The sequence below is a fragment of the Streptomyces ochraceiscleroticus genome, from assembly GCF_000720485.1.
Taxonomy (GTDB): Bacteria; Actinomycetota; Actinomycetes; order Streptomycetales; family Streptomycetaceae; genus Streptomyces; species Streptomyces ochraceiscleroticus.
In genome coordinates this window covers 162,028-181,206 of record NZ_JOAX01000005.1, presented here as the reverse complement: position 1 = coordinate 181,206, position 19,179 = coordinate 162,028, and the positions used below count along the sequence as shown (strand labels likewise).

Here is a 19,179-nt window from a genome sequence, read left to right as displayed (position 1 = left end):
GGGGCAACACGTATGAGGGAGCCCTCCGGGTGGAGGGCTCCCTCATACGTGTGTGGGCACGGTCAGCGGCGGTGGGTCACCGCAGCGACCGGCCGATGCCGAGCGCTGCCGTGCGCAGTGCCGTGGCGTGTTTGACGGCGTCCATGCGGTACGTCGGCGCGGTGATGGACAGCGCGCCCACGAGTGAGCTGTCGCGCCCGAAGACGGGTACGGCGAGACTCGCGTAACCGAGACGGATCTCCTCGCTCTCCAGCACGATGCCGTCGGCTCTGATCCGGTCCAGCTGAGCGCGCAGCCTGCCGGGCGAGACGACGGTGTGGCGGGTGACCGGTTTCAGGCCGTGCCGGACGACCTGGAGGAACAGCGAGTCGGGTGAGAAGGCGAGGATCGCCTTGCCGGTGGCGGTGCAATGCAGTGGAAGGCGGCCCGCGACCCGGGACTCCTCGTTCAGCCCGCGGTGCGGGAAGATCTTGTCCAGGTACACGACGTCCAAAGCGTCGTGGATCGCGAAGTGGATCGTCTCGTGGGTGACGAGCAGCAGGTCCTCCATGTACGGCTGGGCGACCTCGCGCAGGATGCGCTGGCGGTGCACCCGCTGGCCCATCTCGAACAGGCGGAGGCCGAGCCGGTAGTCGCAGCCGTCCCGCTCCAGCAGCCCCCAGTCGACGAGTTCCTGGGCGAGCCGGTGCACCGTCGCCTTGGCGATGCCGGTACGGCGGACGAGTTCGGCGAGCGGAAGGCTGCTGTCCTGCTCCGTGAACGCCTCCAGGATGGGCCGGACCTTGCCGAGTACCGAATTCATCGCTTCAGGCGCGCCCCGGCCCCCGGGAGGCTCCAGGTCGTGGGGCGTGCCCTGACCGGGTTCCCGGGTTGTGCTGACAGCGGTCGTAGTGACGGTCATGGTGACAACCTCCCGGTCGGTACGGCGGTCCGGACCTCACGCCCGTGCGGTGTCTGCCGGATCGAGGACGGCCACGCCCATGCCGGTGAGCCACTCGGGCATCGGCTCGTAGGCGAGGCGCCGGCCGGGTACGTGGTCGAGCACGGACGCCATGAGCAGCCAGGTGCGCAGCTCCTGGGCGCCGTTGCCCGCGGCCTCCTCCAGTTGCTCGGAGGTGTACGCCGTGAGGCGGTGGGCCTCGCCCCGCTCCAGGAGGGCGAGGAACTCCTCGTCGAAGGCGGGGGTGATGGCGGCCTCGGCGGCGCGGATGATCTCGCGGCGGCGCTGGTCGTAGTCCTGCCAGTTGTTCCGTCCGTTGAGCCAGGCGCCGACCATGAACTCCTCGTCCTCGCCGTCCGGTGCGCGCCAGTCCGGCCACGGCAGCCGGTGCGACAGTCCGCCGGAGCCGACGACCGCCACGCGCCGGTCGCCGGGGAAGGCGAGGACCGCCTCGCGGATGGCCCGGCCGAGCTGCTCGCAGCGGTCGAGGGTGGGCAGCGGTGGCGCGAAGACGTTGACGACGAGCGGCACGATCTCGGCGCCGAGCCCGTCGAGCAGGTACTGGATGGCGTGCGACTGCCCATGGTCGATCTGCAGGCGTGCCGAGAAGGCGACGTCGAAGCGCCCGCCGTCGACGAGCGTGTCGGCGAGGTGCCGGGCCAGTGGCACGTCCACCGGCTGGGGCCCCTTGGGCGTCCCTGACTCGCCGCTGGCGAGGCATTCGCCGACGCCGAGGGTGAAGCTCGGTATCAGGTCGAGCCAGAAGCCCCGGAAGTGGTTGGAACCGACCAGGACCACGGTGTCGGGCCGGGCCTCCGCGAGTGCGTCGCGCGCCTGGTGCAATGCGTCGCGGAAGCGCTCGGCGCGGTCCTTGTGGAGAGTCTGGTCCCAGTGCGTGTTCATGAGGGTGCTGTGCGAGGCACCCACCCCGAGGACGATCTCTGTCATGCTGCGGGACCCTCCAATTCCGCGCGGGTGCGCGTAACGGTGTCGATGGCGGTGCGGACCAGGTGACGGGTCAGCTTCTCCATGGCCGGGACGGAGACGGTGTTCATCCCCCGGGCGAAGTCGATGGGGAAGGGTGCCTCCGCCTCGCCGACCTTGGGCATGCCGACCCGGACGGTGGGGATGCCGCGTCCGCGGAGGATGTTGGCGTCGGTGGCGCCGCTGTTGCCGCGTACGACCTCGTGCGCGCGTCCCTCCAGTGCCTCCCATGCGGCGGTGGCACTGCGGTGGACCCAGCTGCCGGGGTCGGTACGTGTGCCGGGAATGGCCAGGATCATCTCCGCGGTGGCGTCCAACCCTGGCAGCTTCTCGCCCAGTGCGCCGAGGGCCGCGGTGAACTCCCGCTTGGCCTGCATCGGCGTCGTTTCGGGGGCGATGCGCAGGTCGACGCGTAGGGTGCACGCGGCCGGGGTGACGGCCGCCATCCGCGGCCAGCCGCCGCGGATGGAGGAGACGATGCCCTGCGGGGCGACCGTGCCGTGCGTGTGGTGCTCGGCGTACTCGGCGAACCACTCCTCCAAGTGGCGGGCCACGTCCCCGGCGCGGGCGATGGCGTTGTCGTAGGGAAGGCGGTGGCGTGAGCCGACGTAGGTGTGCGTGCCGCGCACCGTCACCTCGAACCAGACCAGGCCGACCTCGTCCCAGGAGACCGTCCAGCCGGGTTTGGCGATGACCGCGTAGTCCGTCCACACGCCCTGCTCCAGCAGGAAGGAACACCCCACGCCCTGGCCGGTGTTGAGGCGGGTTCCGGTCGGCCGGGCGTTGGTGGGCATGCCGCCCGCGCCGAACGCCGCGACCAGGTCGCCGGTGAGCGGGATGCCGGCGCGTGCGACCGCCTCGGCGGCCATCATCACGCACGCGGCGTGCCCCTTCGGGTTGGAGGCGCCGAGGCCGGTCACCAGGTCCCCGACGCTCCGGGCCGCGGGGCGCATGTCCTCGCGCAGCTCGGGCCCGATCCACGGGACGTCCTCGCTCTCCTCCCCCACCGTCAGCGTGTCGATGGGCGCGTACAGCATGAGGTCGGGGCCGGTGCCGTCGCCGCGCAGCCGGCCGTACGCGTTGGCCTGGCGGTCGTCGAGCGGCTGGACGGTGGCGCCTGTGACACCGGCGTCCGCGAGGGTGGTGGCGATGTGCCGGGCCAGCGGCGCCTCGTCGCCGGTCGGGCTGGGGATGTCCACGAGGCCGGTGATCAGTTCGCGCAGGCGGTCACCGGTGATGTGCCGCCAAGCGGCCTCGGTCCATCCGCGTCGTTGCTCGTCGAGCCCCGCGAGTCCGGTGGCGCTCACTGGTTGATCCGGTGGACCTGGGTCATGGTGGTGCGCTCGAAGCGCTTCTTCGCGAGCGGGAGCCCGACCGCGAGCGCGGCGCCGGCGAGCAGGGTGAGCAGGGTGCGGCCCATCGTCATGCCTTCTTTCCGTCGGTGGTGGTCGGCTCCGTGGTGCCGGTGGCGGCCGTGCCCAGGTCGGCGAGTTTCTTGCCGTACTCCTCCTCGCTGAGGTTCCGCCAGGCGGTCAGCGAGATGTCGGGGCGGTAGAGCTTCTCCGGCGGAGCGTCGGTGACGTCGACCATCCAGGCGTCCTGGCCGGAGAACTGGCCGTGGAACAGCCAGCGGATCGCCCCCAGGTACTTGGCGTAGAAGCCGAGTGTCTGCCAGCCCTCGGTGAAGTTGACCATCACGCCGACGTAACGGTGGTTGTCCTCGTCGACGGGGACGTAGAACTCGTAGTGGATGAACTTGGGGTAGGCGATGCGCAGCACGCCGGGCATGGAGAGGGAGGCGAAACCGGGGAAATCCTGGTCCTCGATGACCGGATTGAGCTGCTTGGGGGCACCGGTGTTGCCGATGTTGAAGGTTTCCTTCGGCGGCTGCATCTTCCACCACCGCTTGTTCGTCCAACGGCCGACGCCGGGGAAGTCCGCCTCCCAGTGGACCTCCTGCTGGACGCGGTAGATCCAGCGACCGCGCGGCACGACCTTGGTGATGTTCCACGTCGGCATCGGCTTGAACAGCCGCCACAGCGCAGTGCGGTGCAGGTATTTGGCATGGCCCTCGTCGAAGCCGTTCTCGCAGGCGAACCGCCAGTTGCCGCCGCGCGGCTCGATGCGGCCGCCCATGACGAAGGCGTTGCCGACCAGTTCCTCGGGGAGCTGCTCGTCGATCGGGTGCGGCTCCTCGTCGGCCACCGGAATGTAGACCCACACCATGCCGAGGCGCTCCTCGACCGGGTACGTGCGCACACCGAGCTTGCCGGTGAGGCGGCAGCCGGGGCCGTCGGTGATGACGGCGCTGAGCTTGCCCGTGGGCAGGTCGAAGGTCCAGCCGTGGTAGGGGCAGCTGACCGTGCCCGGGAACTGCTGGTTGCCCTCGGACAGCGGCACCCCGCGGTGCGGGCAGCGGTTGTGCAGTGCGTAGGCGGTGCCGCTGTCGCGGATCAGTGTGATCTTCTCGCCGGCGATGGTGAACGGCTGCGGATCGCCGGTGATGTGGCTCGACCAGGTCACCGGGTACCAGTAGCCGCGGAACCCCGCACCGGCCGCGTCGTAGTGGGGCCAGGACGTCCAGTCCTGGCGGCCCTGCGCCGCGCTCTTGCCGCGCCCGCGGCGGCCGGCGTCCTGCGTGGTGGCAGTGTTGTCACCCGTGGTCATCGTCCCGGGCCCTCCTGTCGCTCTCGGTCCATGGCGCTAGAGCATCCGGCGCGACGCGGTTGCCGCCAACGGTCCTGTTCCGCTGAACAGAACGTGGCCGTCCGGACCGCTGAGCGGGACGCCGGACCGGGCCGGCTCCGGGACCGCTGAGCGGAACATCCGCCTGGACCGGCGCCCGGACGGGAGCGAGCATGCGCGCGTGACGACCGACGACGAGGCCGGGCCGGTGCGTGCGGCTCACGGCCTCCGGGAGGCTGCGATGGACCGCTTGACCGTGCCAGGACTGCTGGAGACCGCTGCCGGGAGATTCGGTGGCCGGGTCTTCCTGCGCATGGGCGGTACGGTGCGCACGTACGCGGAGACCCGGGAGGCCGCGGCGGCGATGGCCGGCTCCCTGGCCGCGCACGGCTGCCGGCACGGGGACCGGGTGGCGGCCCTGCTGTCCAACCGGATCGAGCTGGTGGACCTGGTGCTCGGGTGCGCGTGGCTGGGGGCGGTCGTCGTGCCGCTGAACACCGCACTGCGCGGCCGGTCGCTGCGGCACATCCTCGATGAGGCCGCCCCGCACTTCCTGTACGCCGAGCCGGAGCTCGCGGCGCGTGCCGTCACGGAGGGGTTCCGGGGGCGGGTGTGGGTGGCCGGCAGTGATGACGTCCCCGCACCCGACCGTGGCGAGGCCATCGCCCCGGCACCGGTGCGCCCGGAGGACACCGCGGCCGTGCTCTTCACCTCGGGCACCACCGGCACGGCGCGTGGCGTGCGCTGCCCGCAGGCGCAGTTCGTGTGGTGGGGCAGGAACGTGTCCGATGCGCTCGGCCTGACCGCCGACGACTCGCTCTACACCTGCCTGCCGCTGTTCCACACCAACGCCCTGAACACCCTGGCGCAGGCCATGACGGTCGGCGCGAGCTGCACGGTCGACGGGCGCTTCTCGGCCTCGCGGTACTGGTCCCGGGCGGCCGGCTGCGAGGCCACCGTGGTCCATCTCCTCGGCGCGATGGTGCCCATGCTGCTCGCCCAGCCACCCGGCCCGCAGGACCGCGCGCACCAGGTGCGACGCGGCCTCTCCCCGGCAACGCCGGCACCACTGTGGGAGCCGTTCCGCGAGCGGTTCGATGTGACGCTCGTCGACGGCTTCGGCTCGACCGAGACCAACCTCGTCATCGGCTCCACGCCCGGCGAGTACCGCCCGGGCATGATCGGCACCGTGCGCCCCGGGTTCCGCGCCGAGGTGGTCGACGAGACACTGGCCCCTGTTCCGGACGGCATTCCGGGCGAACTCCTCGTGGCGACCGACCAGTTGTACGCCTTCTCCACCGGCTACACGGGAGATCCGCCACTGGCCCCGCACTCCTGGCGGCGGACCGGTGACCGCGTCGTCCGCGACCCGTACGGCTGGTTCCGTTTCGTCGACCGCATCAAGGACGTGATCCGGCGGCGCGGTGAGAACGTCGCCTCCGGCGAGGTGGAGTGGGTGGTGTGCAGCCACCCGGCGGTGGCCGCGGCCGCCGCGTTCCCCGTCGCCTCCGAACTCGCCGAGGACGAGGTGATGGTGGCGGTCGTGGCCCGCTCCGGCAGCGTCGTCGAGCCTGCCGAGCTGGCCCGCCACTGCGCAGGCGAGCTGCCCGCGTTCGCCGTGCCCCGCTACATCGAGGCGATGCCGGCACTGCCGCTCACCGAGACCGGCAAGGTCCGCAAGGCGGCACTGCGCGAGCGCGGGGTCACGGCCGCCACCTGGGACCGGGAGGCCGCCGGCAGCGCGTGACCCTCCGCTCCCCCGCGGGCGCATCTCACGGAGGCGCGCGAAGGGCCGGAAGCGTATACCGCTCCCGGCCCTTCTCCGCGCGCACATCACTTCGGGAGGACGACCGCCCGCCCGCGCACGCGGCCCGCCCGGAGGGCGTCGAGCGCCTTCGCGGTGTCCTCCAACGCGAACGTCTCGACGGGGACATTGAGTGTGCCGTCGGTGAGCCGGTGAACGAGATCACCGCACACCTCGCGCGCCCGCCGCTCCTGCCGGATCATGTTGACCGGCAGCAGCGCCACGTCGTCCAGGAGCCAGGAGGGCAGGTCGATCTCGACCGCGGTCCCCGTGACGTACCCGATGACGGCGGCGCGTCCCCCCTGGCGCACCCAGCGGCTGCGGCCGATGAGGCCGACGCCGCCGAGGGTGTCCACGAGGAGGTCGGCCGAGCGCTGCTCCGCGAGGTGCTCCGCCTCGTCCAGTACCAGTGCCTCGATCCCGTCGGGTACGTCGGCGAGCTGCTCCTTCCGGCCGACGACGCCGACGACTTCAGCACCGGCGGCACGGGCCTGCTGGGCGACCATGGAGCCCACCGCTCCGGCCGCACCCACCACCACGACCCGCTCCCCCTCGCGCAGCCGGGCCACGTCGTGCAGGACGACGTACGCCGTGGTGGCAGGCACGAAGAAGCTCGCCGCTGTCTCGGGCGGCAGCGCGGTCTCCAGCGGCATGCACGCCTTGGGCGACACACTCGTCCGCTCCGTCCAGATGCCGTCCCGCAGCAGGCCGAGGCCGCCACCGCGCAGCACTACCTGGGTGCCGGGCGTGAGGCCGCTGTCCGGGTCCGCTTCCAGGACGACGCCCGCGCCTTCCACCCCGCCGATGTACGGGAGTTCCGGCTTGAGGCGGAAGTCCCCGCCGGCGACGGAAGCGTCGAGGTGGGCGACGGCGCCCGCCTGCACCTCGACCAGCACCCGGCCCTCCTCGCGGACGGGCTCGGGTACCTCGTCCACGACGGGTGCGGCGCCCCAGGCGTGGATCCGGGCGGCCCGCATCAGGCGGCCGCCTTGGCGATGAAGGCGAGGCTGATCGGGTTGTACTGCTCGGCCTGCTCGTGCTGCGGCCAGTGGCCGCAGTCGTCGAAGAGCACCAGCTCGGAGCCGGGGATGTGCTCGTGCATGCGGTTGGCCTCGGGGACCTCACCGAACGGGTTCTTGCGGCCCCACACGATGAGCGTGGGCCGCGTGATACGGGCCAGGTCCTCGGGGCGGAGTATGTTGCGCTGCCGCCGCTCCATGTCCTGCAGCGACAGGAGGTTGTCGACGTTCGCGACGAATTCCGGCGTGTGGTAGATCGCGTGCCGTATCTCGACCAGTTCCTCGGTGGCGTCGGCGTCGTCCGCCATGAGCAGGCGCAGCCGCTGGCGGGTGAGGTCGATGTCGTCGCTCTCCACGGCCTTCTTGGTGCTGGTGCGGATGCGGTCCATCACCTCCGGGTTGGCCACCGTGCCGCCGGCGCACAGGAGTTGGAGGCTGGCGATGCGCTCGGGGTGGTCGATGGCGGCGCGTGCGCCGACCCAGCCGCCGAGGGACTCGCCCACGATGTGGGCACGCTGGACGCCGGCGGCGTCCAGGTAGGCGAGGAGGTGGTCGACGTAGTCGGCGATCTCGTACCGGCGGTCGGGCTTGCCGGTGTAGCCGTGGCCGAGCATGTCGATGGCGTGCAGGTCGTACGCGGCGTGGGCGGCGATGTTGCGCGAGAAGGCTTCGAGGTGGCCGCTGGTGCCGTGCAGGAAGACGACGGCCTCCGCGGCCGGGTCGCCGGCGCGCAGGGCGCGGGTCGGCACGCCCTTGGCGTCCACGTACTCGATACGGAAGGGAAGCGGGCTCAGATCGGTCCAGAGGGTCACGGGAGGTACTCCGATGCGTTCGTTGCGAGTGTCGGGTGAGGAGGGGACGGTGATCAGTACTTGGTCAGTACTTGGTCAGGACTTCCCGAGGGAGTCGAGGAAGCCGGTGACCACCGAGTGGTACGCCTCGGGGCGCTCCTCCTGGAGGTGGTGCGAGACGTGGTCCATCACGTGCAGGTTTCCGTTCGGCACCATGCGGGCGAGCATGAGCGGGTAGTCCGGGGTGAGGAAGGCGTCGTGCATGCCCCAGATGAAGAGGGTCGGCGCCTGGATCCGGCCGAGCTCTTCGGTGAGGTCCTGCCAGTCGCCGCGCGGTGAGTCGGACATGGCGGCGAGGGAGCGCTCGCCTTCGTCCAGGCTCTGCTCGTAGCGCATGTCGAGGGTTTCCTCGGGCAGCTTCGCGCCGTCGTACCACTCCAGGCTGGTGATCAGCCGGCGCATCTTCTCGCGGGTGGGGCCCTCGCCGCCGTAGTAGACGTCGCGGGCGGTGCGACCGCGGTGGCCGTTCTCGGGGAGCGGGGCGAGCGGCCCGTAGAAGACGGGCATGCTGCCGGTGACGACGAGGGAGCGGACCCGGTCGGGATACTTGGCGGCGAGGTTGAGCGCGATGGTGCCGCCCCAGGAGTTGCAGAGGAAGTCGGCGCGCTCGACGCCCAGGGTGTCGAGCAGGGCGACGGTCTTCGCGGCGTGGTGGTCCCACATGGGCCCGGTGATGCGGGACTTCTCGGACTTGCCGTACTGGTGAATGTCGACCAGCAGGCAGCGCCGGTCGGCGGCGAAGAGCGGGGCGACGGGGCCGAAGTCGCTCCACGCCGTACAGCCGGGACCGCCTCCGTGCAGGAAGACGGTGTCGGAGCCCGAGCCCAGGTCGTGGTAGTGATAGCGCACTCCGCCGCCATCGGCGTAGCGGCTGTCGGGGGGTGACTGGATCATCGCGTTCCTTCCGTGATCGCTGTGCGGTGCCGAGTCCACCAGCGCGGTCCGGTGCGCCCAAGGGAATGGTTCCGCTGAGTGAACCGCGGCCGTGCGACGGTGTTCAGTGGCGAGGTCACCGCGTTCAGTGGGCGAGGTAGCCGCCGTCGACCGGCAGGGCGGTGCCGGTGAGGAAGCCGCTGTGGTCGCCGGCGAGCAATAGCAGGGCGGCGGCGAGGTCCTGCGGCTCGCCCCAGCGGCCGAGAGCGACTTCGCGGCCGATCATGTCGAGGGCGACGGGATCGTTGCGCGAAGCCTCGTTCATCTCGGTCAGTACGGGGCCGGGCAGAAGGCAGTTGGCCGTGACACCGGTGCCGGCGAGTTCCAGGGCGAGGGACTTGGTGAACTGGACGACCGCTCCCTTGGACGCCGCGTATCCGGCACGCTCGCGCGCGCCCACGGCGCCGAGGACGGAGCCGATGGTGACGATGCGTCCGTGTCCCGCGGCCGTCATGTGGCGGCTCGCCTCGCGGGCGGCGTACCACGTGCCGTAGAAGTTGGTGTCCATGCAGGCCCGCAGCGTGTCGGTGGGCAGCTCTGTGACGCTGCCGCGGGCGAGGGTCCCGGCGCTGGTCACCAGGATGTCGGGGCCGCCGAGTTCTTCGTGCACGCGCCCTACGGCCACGCGTACCTGGTCCTCGTCGGTGACATCGCAGGCCAGTCCGAGCGCGTCCGGACCGATGCCGGCGGCGGCCTCGCGGGCACGGTCCGGGTCGCGCGAAGTGAGCGCGACGCGGGCCCCGACCCCGTGGAGCGCCCGCGCGGCGGCGAGCCCGATCCCGGAAGTACCACCGGTGACCAGGGCGGTCCGGCCGCGCAGTGCGAACAGCCCGGTCATGTGGGCCTCGTCTCCCGGGCCACCACGACGGTGACAACGGTGACCAGGGCGAGCCCGATCGTCAGGGCAGCGACGGGCCAGAAGCTGCCGTAGGAGTCGAGCAGGATGGCCGCGATCACCGGGGAGAGCCCGCCCGCGACCGCCGAGGCCAGCTCGTGTCCGATGGCCATGCCGGAGTAGCGGGTCTCGGTGCTGAACAGCTCGGAGAAGTAGGACGGCTGGACGCCGGTCATGGCGGCGATGGTGATGTGGCCGCCGATCAGCGCCAGCCACACGGCGGGCGCGGAGGCCGTGTTCATGAGGAGGAAGAACGGAACGGTCCACAACACCATCGCGACGGCGCCACCGAGGTAGACCGGGCGGCGGCCGAGCCGGTCGGAGAGGTGCCCGAAGAACACCATCAGCCCCGAGTCGACGGCCATGGCGACGACCACGCCCCACAGCAGCACGTCGGTGGAGACGCCGACATGACGGCCGTAGACCAGGGAGAAGGAGAGGAAGATGTAGCCGGCGCCGTTCTCCGCGAAACGCAGGCCCACGGCGGTGAGAACGCCACGCGGGTTGGTGCGCAACACCTCGATGAGCGGCGCGCGCACCACGCCGTCCTCCTGGCTGGCCTCCTGGAAACTCTCCGTCTCGCCCACGTGGCGGCGGATGTAGAGGCCCACCACGAAGATGACCGCGCTGGCCAGGAAGGGCAGCCGCCATCCCCAGGTGACGAAGGCGTCACCGGCGAACCGCTCGGCGCCGATCAGCGCCAGGCAGGCCAGGATGTAGCCGATGCCGAGGCCGGAGGAGCTGAACGAGGAGTAGAAACCACGCCGGTGGGGCGGCGCGTTCTCACTCAGTATCAGCGTTCCACCGCCCCACTCGCCGCCCGCTGCCACGCCTTGCAGGACGCGCAGCAGGACGAGGAGGACGGGCGAAGCGATGCCTGCCGTGTCGTAGGAGGGCAGCAGGCCCATGCAGAAAGTGGCCACGCCCATGAGCGACAGCGTCGCCATGAGTGCGGTGCGCCGGCCTCTGCGGTCGCCGATGTGTCCGAAGAGGATGCCGCCGAGCGGCCGCGCGGCGAACCCGACGGCGTGCGTGGCCAGGGCGGCGATGGTGCCGAGAAGCGGACTGCCGTGGGCGGGGAAGAAGACATCGCCCAGCACCATCGCGGCGGCTGTCGTGTAGAGGAAGAAGTCGTACCACTCCAGCGTGTTGCCCGCGAGCGACGCGGCCACGATGCGGCGCAGGGATGTCCGGGATGCGGGCGGAGTGGGGGTTTGTGCGGCGACCTGTTGGGTCACGGTCCCTCCTTGAAGGGGGAGAGGGGCTCGCGCACGGCGACCGTGCGCACGAGAGGGGGGAGGAGGTGCGGGCGGCTCGCACCTCACCGGCTTGCGGGACGGTGCCGTCAGCGCCTCACCGGCCTGCGGGACGGTGCCGTCAGCGGCCCGTGAAGACCGGCGTGCGCTTGTCCAGGAATGCCTGCAGGCCCTCGGCGGCGTCAGCGGTGCGCGTCAGTTCGCGGACCCCCTTCTCCTCCTGGCGCAGCGCCTCCTCGATGGGCAGGGCGCACCCGTCGTCCACGACCCGCTTGAGCAGGCCGATGGCGGCAGTGGGCTGCGCGGCGAGGCGTCGGGCCCGCTCGGCGACGACCGCGGGGAAGTCCGTCGCGTCGGCGACCAGGTCGACCAGGCCCAGCTCCCGTGCGCGTGCGGCGTCGAGGCGCGCGCCCTCGATCATGAGCCGCTTCGCCAGATGCGGCCCGACCAGGCGGGGCAGCCGCTGACTGCCGCCGGCCCCGGGGAACAGGCCCAGCGCGATCTCGGGGAAGCCGAAGGAGGCGTCGGCGGAGAGGATGCGCAGGTCACACGCGAGCGAGAGCTCCGCTCCCCCACCGAGCGCATGCCCGTTCATGGCCGCGATGACGGGCTTCGGGGCGCGTTCGAGAAGGCGCTGGACGTCGATCCAGCGGCGCATCTTCGCCTGGTTGCCGTCCGACAGGTCGCGCATCACGGCGATGTCGGCACCGGCGACGAAGAAGCGGCCGGTGCCGGTGATCACCAGACAGCGTACGGACGGGTCGTCCACCAGCGGCGGCAGGACGCCGAGGAACTCCTCGATCATGGCCGGGTCGACGGCGTTGGCCTTGGGGCGGTCGATCCGGATCGTGGCGACGGCTCCGTCGCGGGTGACGTCGAGCACGGAAGCGGTCATACCGGCTCCTTCTCCTTCGTCCTGAGCGCTCCGAGGGGCGCTTCGGAGGGCGGTGTAGGTGGGTATAGGTGGGTATGCGTGGTCGTGCCTTCGGGTTGCGGGTGCGGTCTGCGGTCTGCGGTCTGCGGTCTGCGGTCTGCGGTCTGCGAGTGTCATTCGAGGACGCCCGCGGCCCGCAGTGCCGCGAAGTCCTCGTCGGAGAGCCCGAGCAGTCCGCCCAGTACGTCCCGGGTGTGCTGGCCGAGCAGGGGCGCCGGGGCGGTGAGCGCGCCAGGCGTCACCGAGCAGCGCGCGACGATGCCCTCGTGACGGACGCGCCCCGTACGGGGGTGGTCCAACTGCGGGTAGAAGCCGCGGGCCGCGAGCTGCTCGTCCTCCTCCACCAGGTCCCGGCCGGTGGCCACGACTGCGGCGGGGACGCCCTCGGCCTGCAGCAGTGCGGCGAGTTCGGCCGCGTCCTGGCCGCGGGTCCAGGCGGCGAGGGCGGCGTCGATGGCGTCCTCGTGGGCACGGCGGGTGTCCACGCCACCGCCATCGCCGCCGGGCAGGTCGACGAGCTTGGTGAGCGACCGCCACTGGGCATCGTCGTCGACGGTGATCGCGATCCAGCGGTCCTCGCCGGCGGCCGGGTAGACGCCGTGCGGTACGGAGTGCGGCGAGCGGTTGGGTTGCTCAGCGGTACGCGGGTCTTCGAGGTCCGGTGTCAGGACGGGTTCCAGCACGGCGGGGCCCATCGTCGCGGCCATCGCTTCGAGCTGGGAGAGGTCGATGTGTCCGCCGCGCCCTTGGGCGAGCAGGTCGAGTGCGGCGAGGGCCGCGGCGTTGGCGGCGACCATGTCGCCGAGCCCGAAGGTCATGCCTTGGGGGGCACCGCCCGGGCTCGCGGTCTCGCTGGACAGGCCCGACATGGCGGCGAGCGTGTCGGCGAAGGTCACCGCCTTGCGCCAGGGGCCCGTGTGCCCCACCCCGGCCATGGACACGAGGATGACGTCCGGGTTGAGCGCGCGCAGGGACTCATAGTCCATGCCCCAGCGGGCGAGCACGCCCGGACTGAAGTTCTCCACGACGACGTCACAGTGCGGGACCAGTTCGCGCAGCAGCCGCTGTCCGTCCTCGGTGCGCAGATTGAGGGCGACACTGCGCTTGTTGCGGTTGAAGTTGAGGAAGTAGCCGCTGTCGTCGGGGTCGGACCCGGGCCGCAGGTGCATGGAGGGCGCGAAGCGGGTCGGGTCCTGCCGGTGCTTGGATTCGATCTTGATGATGTCGGCGCCGTGTTCGCCGAGCAGCTTGGTGACGTACGGGCCGGCCAGCACCCAGGACAGGTCGAGGACGCGGACGCCACTGAGCGCCATGCCACGCCCGTCACCCGCCGCCAGGCTGCGCGGCCGCTTCTCGTGCAGGCCGCGCGGCCGCTCGTGCTGCCATGGCGCGCCGCTCGGCACCTCGCGGATCGTCTCGAGTGAGAGCGGCCGCGGGCGGGCGGCCCAGGGGAAGCCGACGTCCTCGACACCCTCCGCGGGCAGGCCCTCGCCGGTGATGCGTACGAAGAAGTCCCGGTCCCGCAGCTGCGGATTGGCGGGCAGCCGGGCGGGCGGGACGACCTCGGCCCACGGCAGGGCCCGGGCCCTCCCCTGCTCGGCAAGTTCCGCTGCGGTGCGGCGAGCGGCGAAGCGCTCCACCATCGCGTCGACGTGGGGTCGTGCGCGCCAGCGGAAGGCGGCATCGGCGTAGCGCTCGTCGGTGAGGTCCGCCGCCTCGTCGCTCTCCGCCATCCAGGCGAGCAGGTCCGTCCACATGCGCTCGCTGCCCGAGTAGCCGCCCGCGACGTAGCCGTCGGCCGCGCGGAAGATCCGGTGCGTGACGTGCTCGTACACCCCTCCGCTGCGGACCGGGAACCGTCCGGCGTGTATCCAGCCGATGGCACCGGTTTCCAGGGTGGCGGCGACCGCCTCCTGCGCGGAGACGTCGACGAGCTGGGGCTTGCCCGACACCGCACCGAGCAGCGCACCCAGCGCCGCGTGGGCACCCGCCAACTGGAGGGCCTGCTGCCTCGGCGGCGGTTCGGGCCGCCCGCCGGGCTGTCCGCCGAGCCAGGTCATCCCGCCGGCCGACGCGAGGACGAGGTCGCCGCCCCGCCAGTCGCGGCGCGGGCCGGTGAGCCCGAACGGGGTCACGACGACGTGCACGGCGTGCGGCCAGCGTGAGGTGCCGTCCGCGCGGACGCCTCGGAGCCCTGCGGCCGGCCCGCTCTCCAGCACGATGTCGGCGGCCCCGGCCAGCTCGTCGAGGTGCGCCTGGTCGCGTACCGGCGTCCAGCGCTTCCCCGCGTGCCAGTGGGCCCGGGACGCCGGGTCGAGATCTCCTCCCGGATCGGTCCTCAGGACGTCGGCGCCCAAGCCGACCAGCAGTCGGGCCCCTTGGAACGCCAGCTCGTCGGTGAGATCCAGTACGCGAAGCGGCATCGGCTGTCGTGCCCCCACGTGCCCTCCTTCGGTGTGGGACGGAGGACTCACCTTCACGGGGCGGGGTGGCCGCGGCCAGCGGGTTGTTCCGGTGAACAGAACGATCGTGTCGCCTCGGATTCCGGTGCCGGACACCGTCACGTCACCGAGGGGGCACCACCGGTCGCGATGCCCAGCAGCGCGCCGCGGCAACGCATTCACACGCTTGTTACACAGGGCTGTTCATGCCCAACACCATGGTGTTGAACTATCGGTGCCGTACGCACATCGCTGAAGCGTTCCGTGGCCTTCCGTGACCGTGTGCTGCGGTGTGACTCGATCGAGGAGCGAACCGGTGCCAGCACACGTCGACGGGGACATCACACGTCCGAACTCGGTCCTGGGCAAAGCGCAGCTACTGCTCGAAGCCTTCGGGTCCGGCACCCACCGGCTCAGGCTGACAGAGCTGAGCAAGCGCTCCGGCATACCGAAGGCATCCACGCACCGGCTCGTGCAGGAGCTGGTGCAGTGGGGCCTGCTGGAGCGGCAGGGCGACAGCTACCAGCTCGGCATGCAGCTCTTCTCACTCGGCCAGCGGGTGCCGGCATCGGCGATGCTGCGCGCGGTGGCACGCCCGCTCTTGACCGACCTGTTCGCGCGTACCCGAGCCACCCTCCACCTCGCCGTGCTCGACGGCTCCCACGTGCTCTTCCTGGAAAAGATCGCCGGTGCGGCGAACATCCACACCCACTCACAGGTCGGCGGCCGGCTGCCCGCATCGTGCACGGCCACGGGCAAGGTCCTCCTCGCCCTGCACCGCGGCGGGCCAGGCGCTGTGCAGCGTCTGACCCGCACCGGACTGCCGTCGCTGACCACACGCAGCGTCGCCACGACGGAGAAGCTGAGGCAGCAGCTTGCAACCGTCGCCGACCGCGGTTACGCCCTCGAACACGGCGAGGTCCTGTCCGGCCACAGCAGCCTCGCCGTCCCCGTGACGGGCGCGGACGGCACCGTCCACGCCGCGGTGTCGGCCACCGCCACCACGGCACGCATGCAGACGGGAAACCTGCTGCCGGCATTGTGGTCGGCAGCCGCAGGCATTGCCCGAAGGCTTGATCACGCGACATTGCCGCCGCACAACGACACCGAGCAGTAGCCCGGACTGCTCAGCCCGTCCCCAGCCCGGACTCCTCAGCCTGCCCCAGCTCACCGGTCTGAACGCCGCACGTACCGCTGCCACTCGCTCGACCTGCTCACGAAGTGCCGCACGTTGCGTGCGGACTCGGGGCCCGGCGAAACGGCCGCCGGGCCCCGGCCGGATTCAGCTCGCCGCGCTGTTCAGCGCCGCGAGGACCGCGCCGTACGCCTCCTTCTTCTGATAGTTGCCGTTGAAGAGCAGCGGGGTTTCCTGGGCGCGCCAGGAGTACTTGTCGGTGACGCCCCACACGGTGATGCCGTTGCACCGCGCGACGGCCATGCACGCCTGGGTGACCTGCCGGTACACATTGGCCTGTGCCGCACCGGAGCCGCCGACGTCGAGCTCGGTGATCTGCACGTGCACGCCGAGGTCGGCGAAGCGCTGGAGGTTCTGCCGGTAGGTGCTGAGGTCGGAGTTCGAGGCCAGGTGGCTCTGGAAGCCGACGCAGTCGATCGGTACGCCCCGGGCGCGGAAGTCCTGGACCATCCGGTATATGGCATCGCTCTTGGCGTTGATGCCGTCGGTGCCGTAGTCGTTGTAGCAGAGCTTGGCCTTGGGGTCGGCTGCTCTCGCGGTGCGGAAGGCGTCCTCGATCCAGCCGTTACCGAGCTGCTTCTGGAGGTTGGACTGGCGTCGGCTGCCGTCCCCTTCGAACGCCTCGTTGACCACGTCCCAGGAGTCGATCTTGCCCGCGTAGTGGCCGGCGACCTTGGTGATGTGGTTGCGCATCGCCTGGCGCAGTGTGTCGCCGGTCAGCCCCTGGACCCAGCCGGGCTGCTGGGCGTGCCAGACCAGGGTGTGGCCGCGTACGAACTTGCCGCGCTGCTTGGCGTAGGCGACGAGTTCGTCGCCACCGCTGAAGTTGAACTGCCCCGGGCTCGGCTCGGTGGCGTCCCACTTCATCGCGTTCTCGGCGACGACGCTGGAGAACTCCCGGTTGAGCGTGGACTCGTAGTCCGTCTCGCCGAGGTGGGGGGCGACCGCGGCGCCGAAGTACCGGCCGCTCTGGGCGGCCGCGGTGCCGAGAGTTTCGGCGGCCTGAGCGGTGGGGGCGAACGCCAGGGCGGCCGCTGCCGCCAGGGCGCCGGTCGCCGCGGCGGTGATCGCCGACCGGGTGCGTCGCGGGGCGCGCCTTCTGGAGGATCTGTCGGTCATTGCGTGTCCCTCTCTGGTGGGGGTGGGTGGCGGTGCAGCGCCTGGACTCGTACGGCCGTCGGCCGTCAGGCCAGGGCGGCTTCCCAGCGGGTACCGTCGCCGGTGGCGTCGGCGGCAAGGCGGTCGCGGGCGGCGGTGTCGTCGTACAGACGCCAGCGGAACCAGTCCACGAGGGTGTTCTGGGTCCGGCCGAAGGTGGGGAACCCCGGATTCAGGTACGCGGCGTGGTCCGCGCCGACGTGGGTGAGGAACGCCTTGGGTGCGGGCAGTTCCGCGTACGCCCGCCGGGCCAGGGCGTAGTCGCAGGTCGGGTCCTTGTCACCGTGGATGAACAGCACGCCCGCACCGACCGAGGCGGCGGGGTCGCCCATGTCCACGCAGGCGACCGGGACTGCGGCGGCGATACGGTCGTCGGGCCAGGCGGTCACCAGGCCGTGGGTGGTCATGCCGCCCATCGAGTGCCCGGATACGCCGACGCCGGCCGCGGTGTCGATGTGCCCGGCGAAGGGGCCGCCCGTGGCGTCGTTGAGCGCCAGCGTCCGGGTGATGACCTCGGAGACGTCCTTCGACCATTCGCCTCCGTAGACGGAGGCGAGGTTGGTGTTGTCGGAGAACGAGGGGGCGGGACAGATGAAACCGACGGAGGCTATCGCGTGGGTCTGCGAGGCGTAGGAGTCGGAGTTGCCGCCCATGCCGTGGCTCCACTCGGCGACGGGGAACACACCGTCGGCGAGAGGGGCGTCGGGAACGGGGGCGCCGCCGGGGGTGCCGGGGGTGGGGTAGAAGACCTTGGTGAACAGCGAGCGGGAACCGCGGCTCCAGTTGAACTGGCGGACTCCCACGGCGAACTCACCGCGACGCGCCGGCAGTTCGGCACCGTAGGCAGGGTGCCGTGCGGAGCCGAGCAGAGGGGTGCTCAGACCCGCTGTCGCGGCCGCGGTCAGGCCGAGAAAGGTACGTCGACTCAACGACATGCGTGACTCCTTGTGTGGGGGAACAGGGAGGTCTCAGCAGGTGGAGCCGGCCTGGGTGGCCAGGCCGAGCCGGTAGGGCAACTGCGAGTACTCGCCGCTGGAGTTGGGGTCCCGGCCCTGATAGAGGAGCCGGAGGTGGCAGGGGTCGATCGTCATGGTCTGGTCGTTGGTGGCGCGGATCAGCTCGCCGTGGCTGATGTCCTTCGTCCAGGCGCCGCCGGGGAAGGTGACGTTGGTGGAGCGGGCGAAGGAGTTGGCTTCGGTGGCGGCGAGCGGCTGCCAGGTGCCGGTCAGACCCTTGGAGGTGAAGGAGCGGTAGTACCGGTTTCCGTCGCTGCCGATGGCCTCCCAGATCAGCAGGTAGGTGTCGGTGCCCTTGACGCGGTAGACCGCGCCTCCTTCGAACAGCGCGGCGCGGGAGTCCTGGAGCACGATCTTGGTGTTGCCGAAGCCGTTCGGGAAGTTGGCGACGGTGGTCTCGGACCGGTACACGTGGCCGTTGTCGTCCGCGGAGAACAGGTAGCACTTCGCGTCGTCGCAGATCACGTAGAAGTCGAGCCAGTTGCCGTTGCCGATGTTGTCCCGGACGACGTCGGGCATGCTGCTCATGAGGTTCTTCGGCGCGGACCAGCTGGTCGGGTCGTTGATGTCCTTGGTGGTGGAGTACGACGGCAGGCCGGTCTGGTAGACGAGGTACCACTCGTCCTTGGGGGCGAAGTAGAAGGCGTGCGGGGCGGCACGGTAGCCGGGGCCGATGCGGGAGGCGGTCTCCAGGTGGGTCTGCTTCGCACCGGCGGCCTGGGACCAGTCGGAGAAGCTGGTCTGGGCCAGGCTCCAGTCGCCGGAGGTTCTCGCGGCAGTGGTCATGAAGACATGCCATTTGCCGTTCTTGTCCTGGACCACCGACGGGTCCTTGACGGCGACGGAGTTACTGCCGTCCTGCTGCGGTGAGATCACCGGCCCTGTGGACGACCAGCGGAAACTGCCCGGCAGATCCTGCCGGGGACTGGCCGTCGGCGTCGCCCCGTTGGCGGGCGCGGCGAAGAACGCCGTCAGCAGGGCGATGAGCAGGGCCCCGTAGGCGTGGCGGCGAAAGGGGCGGGTGCGGTGACGATGCGTTAAGGGCATGGGCAACTCCATTGCGGCTCG

The 19,179-nt window shown here is 71.2% G+C and carries 17 protein-coding genes; 2 read left to right on the top strand and 15 right to left on the bottom strand.

Going from position 1 to position 19,179, the window contains the following annotated elements; translation table 11 throughout:
- Positions 1 to 76: 76 nt before the first annotated feature.
- From IG84_RS0108670 to IG84_RS0108650, 5 genes are all read right to left on the bottom strand, one after another.
- Positions 77 to 802 (bottom strand): IclR family transcriptional regulator, encoded by a 726-nt coding sequence (locus IG84_RS0108670; protein WP_245659272.1) that lies wholly within the window; start codon positions 800 to 802, stop codon positions 77 to 79.
- Between the two features lie 135 nt (positions 803 to 937).
- The gene (locus IG84_RS0108665) at positions 938 to 1,888 is read right to left on the bottom strand and encodes a DODA-type extradiol aromatic ring-opening family dioxygenase (RefSeq protein WP_031053434.1); all 951 of its coding nucleotides are present in this window, start codon (positions 1,886 to 1,888) and stop codon (positions 938 to 940) included.
- Positions 1,885 to 3,231, bottom strand: coding sequence for a M20 family metallopeptidase (locus IG84_RS0108660; RefSeq protein WP_031053432.1), 1,347 nt, complete (start codon positions 3,229 to 3,231; stop codon positions 1,885 to 1,887). The genes IG84_RS0108665 and IG84_RS0108660 overlap by 4 nt, the downstream gene beginning before the upstream one ends.
- Positions 3,228 to 3,350 carry a hypothetical protein gene (locus IG84_RS42585; RefSeq protein WP_258052565.1) on the bottom strand — a complete coding sequence of 41 codons (123 nt, stop codon included), beginning with the start codon at positions 3,348 to 3,350 and terminating at the stop codon, positions 3,228 to 3,230. Before IG84_RS42585 ends, IG84_RS0108660 begins: the two co-directional genes overlap by 4 nt.
- Entirely contained in the window at positions 3,347 to 4,591 is a 1,245-nt protein-coding gene (locus IG84_RS0108650) for an aromatic ring-hydroxylating oxygenase subunit alpha (RefSeq protein ID WP_031053430.1), read from the bottom strand. Before IG84_RS0108650 ends, IG84_RS42585 begins: the two co-directional genes overlap by 4 nt.
- A 259-nt stretch (positions 4,592 to 4,850) precedes the next feature.
- Here IG84_RS0108650 and IG84_RS0108645 point away from each other — a divergent pair, with 259 nt between their 5' ends.
- A complete protein-coding gene (locus IG84_RS0108645) occupies positions 4,851 to 6,356 on the top strand; it encodes a crotonobetainyl-CoA--carnitine CoA-transferase (RefSeq protein ID WP_031053428.1) in 1,506 nt (501 codons plus the stop codon).
- Between the two features lie 86 nt (positions 6,357 to 6,442).
- On the opposite strand, the gene IG84_RS0108640 is transcribed toward IG84_RS0108645, so the two are convergent.
- The 7 genes from IG84_RS0108640 to IG84_RS0108610 all read right to left on the bottom strand — a co-directional run bounded on the left by IG84_RS0108640 (position 6,443) and on the right by IG84_RS0108610 (position 14,742).
- Complete coding sequence (locus IG84_RS0108640) at positions 6,443 to 7,390, bottom strand: quinone oxidoreductase family protein (protein WP_031053426.1); 948 nt, start codon at positions 7,388 to 7,390, stop codon at positions 6,443 to 6,445.
- The gene (locus tag IG84_RS0108635) at positions 7,390 to 8,244 is read right to left on the bottom strand and encodes an alpha/beta fold hydrolase (RefSeq protein WP_031053424.1); all 855 of its coding nucleotides are present in this window, start codon (positions 8,242 to 8,244) and stop codon (positions 7,390 to 7,392) included. The genes IG84_RS0108640 and IG84_RS0108635 overlap by 1 nt, the downstream gene beginning before the upstream one ends.
- Positions 8,245 to 8,319: 75 nt before the next feature.
- A complete protein-coding gene (locus tag IG84_RS0108630) occupies positions 8,320 to 9,177 on the bottom strand; it encodes an alpha/beta fold hydrolase (RefSeq protein ID WP_031053420.1) in 858 nt (285 codons plus the stop codon).
- Between the two features lie 124 nt (positions 9,178 to 9,301).
- Positions 9,302 to 10,054 carry an SDR family NAD(P)-dependent oxidoreductase gene (locus tag IG84_RS0108625; protein ID WP_031053417.1) on the bottom strand — a complete coding sequence of 251 codons (753 nt, stop codon included), beginning with the start codon at positions 10,052 to 10,054 and terminating at the stop codon, positions 9,302 to 9,304.
- Entirely contained in the window at positions 10,051 to 11,349 is a 1,299-nt protein-coding gene (locus IG84_RS0108620; protein ID WP_031053415.1) for an MFS transporter, read from the bottom strand. Before IG84_RS0108620 ends, IG84_RS0108625 begins: the two co-directional genes overlap by 4 nt.
- 139 nt (positions 11,350 to 11,488) lie before the next feature.
- Entirely contained in the window at positions 11,489 to 12,262 is a 774-nt protein-coding gene (locus IG84_RS0108615; protein WP_031053413.1) for an enoyl-CoA hydratase/isomerase family protein, read from the bottom strand.
- A 152-nt stretch (positions 12,263 to 12,414) separates the two neighbouring features.
- Positions 12,415 to 14,742 carry a CaiB/BaiF CoA-transferase family protein gene (locus IG84_RS0108610; RefSeq protein WP_157848843.1) on the bottom strand — a complete coding sequence of 776 codons (2,328 nt, stop codon included), beginning with the start codon at positions 14,740 to 14,742 and terminating at the stop codon, positions 12,415 to 12,417.
- 316 nt (positions 14,743 to 15,058) lie between these two features.
- Here IG84_RS0108610 and IG84_RS0108605 point away from each other — a divergent pair, with 316 nt between their 5' ends.
- Positions 15,059 to 15,859: an IclR family transcriptional regulator gene (locus IG84_RS0108605; RefSeq protein WP_051861519.1), complete on the top strand. Its 801-nt coding sequence runs from the start codon at positions 15,059 to 15,061 to the stop codon at positions 15,857 to 15,859.
- Between the two features lie 165 nt (positions 15,860 to 16,024).
- Here IG84_RS0108605 and IG84_RS0108600 read toward each other — a convergent pair whose 3' ends face one another.
- The 3 genes from IG84_RS0108600 to IG84_RS0108590 form a co-directional block, all read right to left on the bottom strand.
- Positions 16,025 to 17,056 (bottom strand): endo-1,4-beta-xylanase, encoded by a 1,032-nt coding sequence (locus IG84_RS0108600; protein WP_031053404.1) that lies wholly within the window; start codon positions 17,054 to 17,056, stop codon positions 16,025 to 16,027.
- A 65-nt stretch (positions 17,057 to 17,121) separates the two neighbouring features.
- Positions 17,122 to 18,030: an alpha/beta hydrolase family protein gene (locus IG84_RS0108595; protein ID WP_031053402.1), complete on the bottom strand. Its 909-nt coding sequence runs from the start codon at positions 18,028 to 18,030 to the stop codon at positions 17,122 to 17,124.
- 33 nt (positions 18,031 to 18,063) lie between these two features.
- Positions 18,064 to 19,158: a glycoside hydrolase family 62 protein gene (locus IG84_RS0108590; RefSeq protein WP_245659271.1), complete on the bottom strand. Its 1,095-nt coding sequence runs from the start codon at positions 19,156 to 19,158 to the stop codon at positions 18,064 to 18,066.
- Positions 19,159 to 19,179: the final 21 nt, after the last annotated feature.

What these genes read in the sequence shown, in the direction of transcription:
- IG84_RS0108670 (WP_245659272.1), bottom strand. Translation starts at nt 802, where the DNA reads ATGAATTCGGTACTCGGCAAGGTCCGGCCCATCCTGGAGGCGTTCACG.
- IG84_RS0108665 (WP_031053434.1), bottom strand. Translation starts at nt 1,888, where the DNA reads ATGACAGAGATCGTCCTCGGGGTGGGTGCCTCGCACAGCACCCTCATG.
- IG84_RS42585 (WP_258052565.1), bottom strand. Translation starts at nt 3,350, where the DNA reads ATGACGATGGGCCGCACCCTGCTCACCCTGCTCGCCGGCGCCGCGCTC.
- IG84_RS0108650 (WP_031053430.1), bottom strand. Translation starts at nt 4,591, where the DNA reads ATGACCACGGGTGACAACACTGCCACCACGCAGGACGCCGGCCGCCGC.
- IG84_RS0108645 (WP_031053428.1), top strand. Translation starts at nt 4,851, where the DNA reads ATGGACCGCTTGACCGTGCCAGGACTGCTGGAGACCGCTGCCGGGAGA.
- IG84_RS0108640 (WP_031053426.1), bottom strand. Translation starts at nt 7,390, where the DNA reads ATGCGGGCCGCCCGGATCCACGCCTGGGGCGCCGCACCCGTCGTGGAC.
- IG84_RS0108630 (WP_031053420.1), bottom strand. Translation starts at nt 9,177, where the DNA reads ATGATCCAGTCACCCCCCGACAGCCGCTACGCCGATGGCGGCGGAGTG.
- IG84_RS0108625 (WP_031053417.1), bottom strand. Translation starts at nt 10,054, where the DNA reads ATGACCGGGCTGTTCGCACTGCGCGGCCGGACCGCCCTGGTCACCGGT.
- IG84_RS0108615 (WP_031053413.1), bottom strand. Translation starts at nt 12,262, where the DNA reads ATGACCGCTTCCGTGCTCGACGTCACCCGCGACGGAGCCGTCGCCACG.
- IG84_RS0108600 (WP_031053404.1), bottom strand. Translation starts at nt 17,056, where the DNA reads ATGACCGACAGATCCTCCAGAAGGCGCGCCCCGCGACGCACCCGGTCG.
- IG84_RS0108595 (WP_031053402.1), bottom strand. Translation starts at nt 18,030, where the DNA reads ATGTCGTTGAGTCGACGTACCTTTCTCGGCCTGACCGCGGCCGCGACA.
- IG84_RS0108590 (WP_245659271.1), bottom strand. Translation starts at nt 19,158, where the DNA reads ATGCCCTTAACGCATCGTCACCGCACCCGCCCCTTTCGCCGCCACGCC.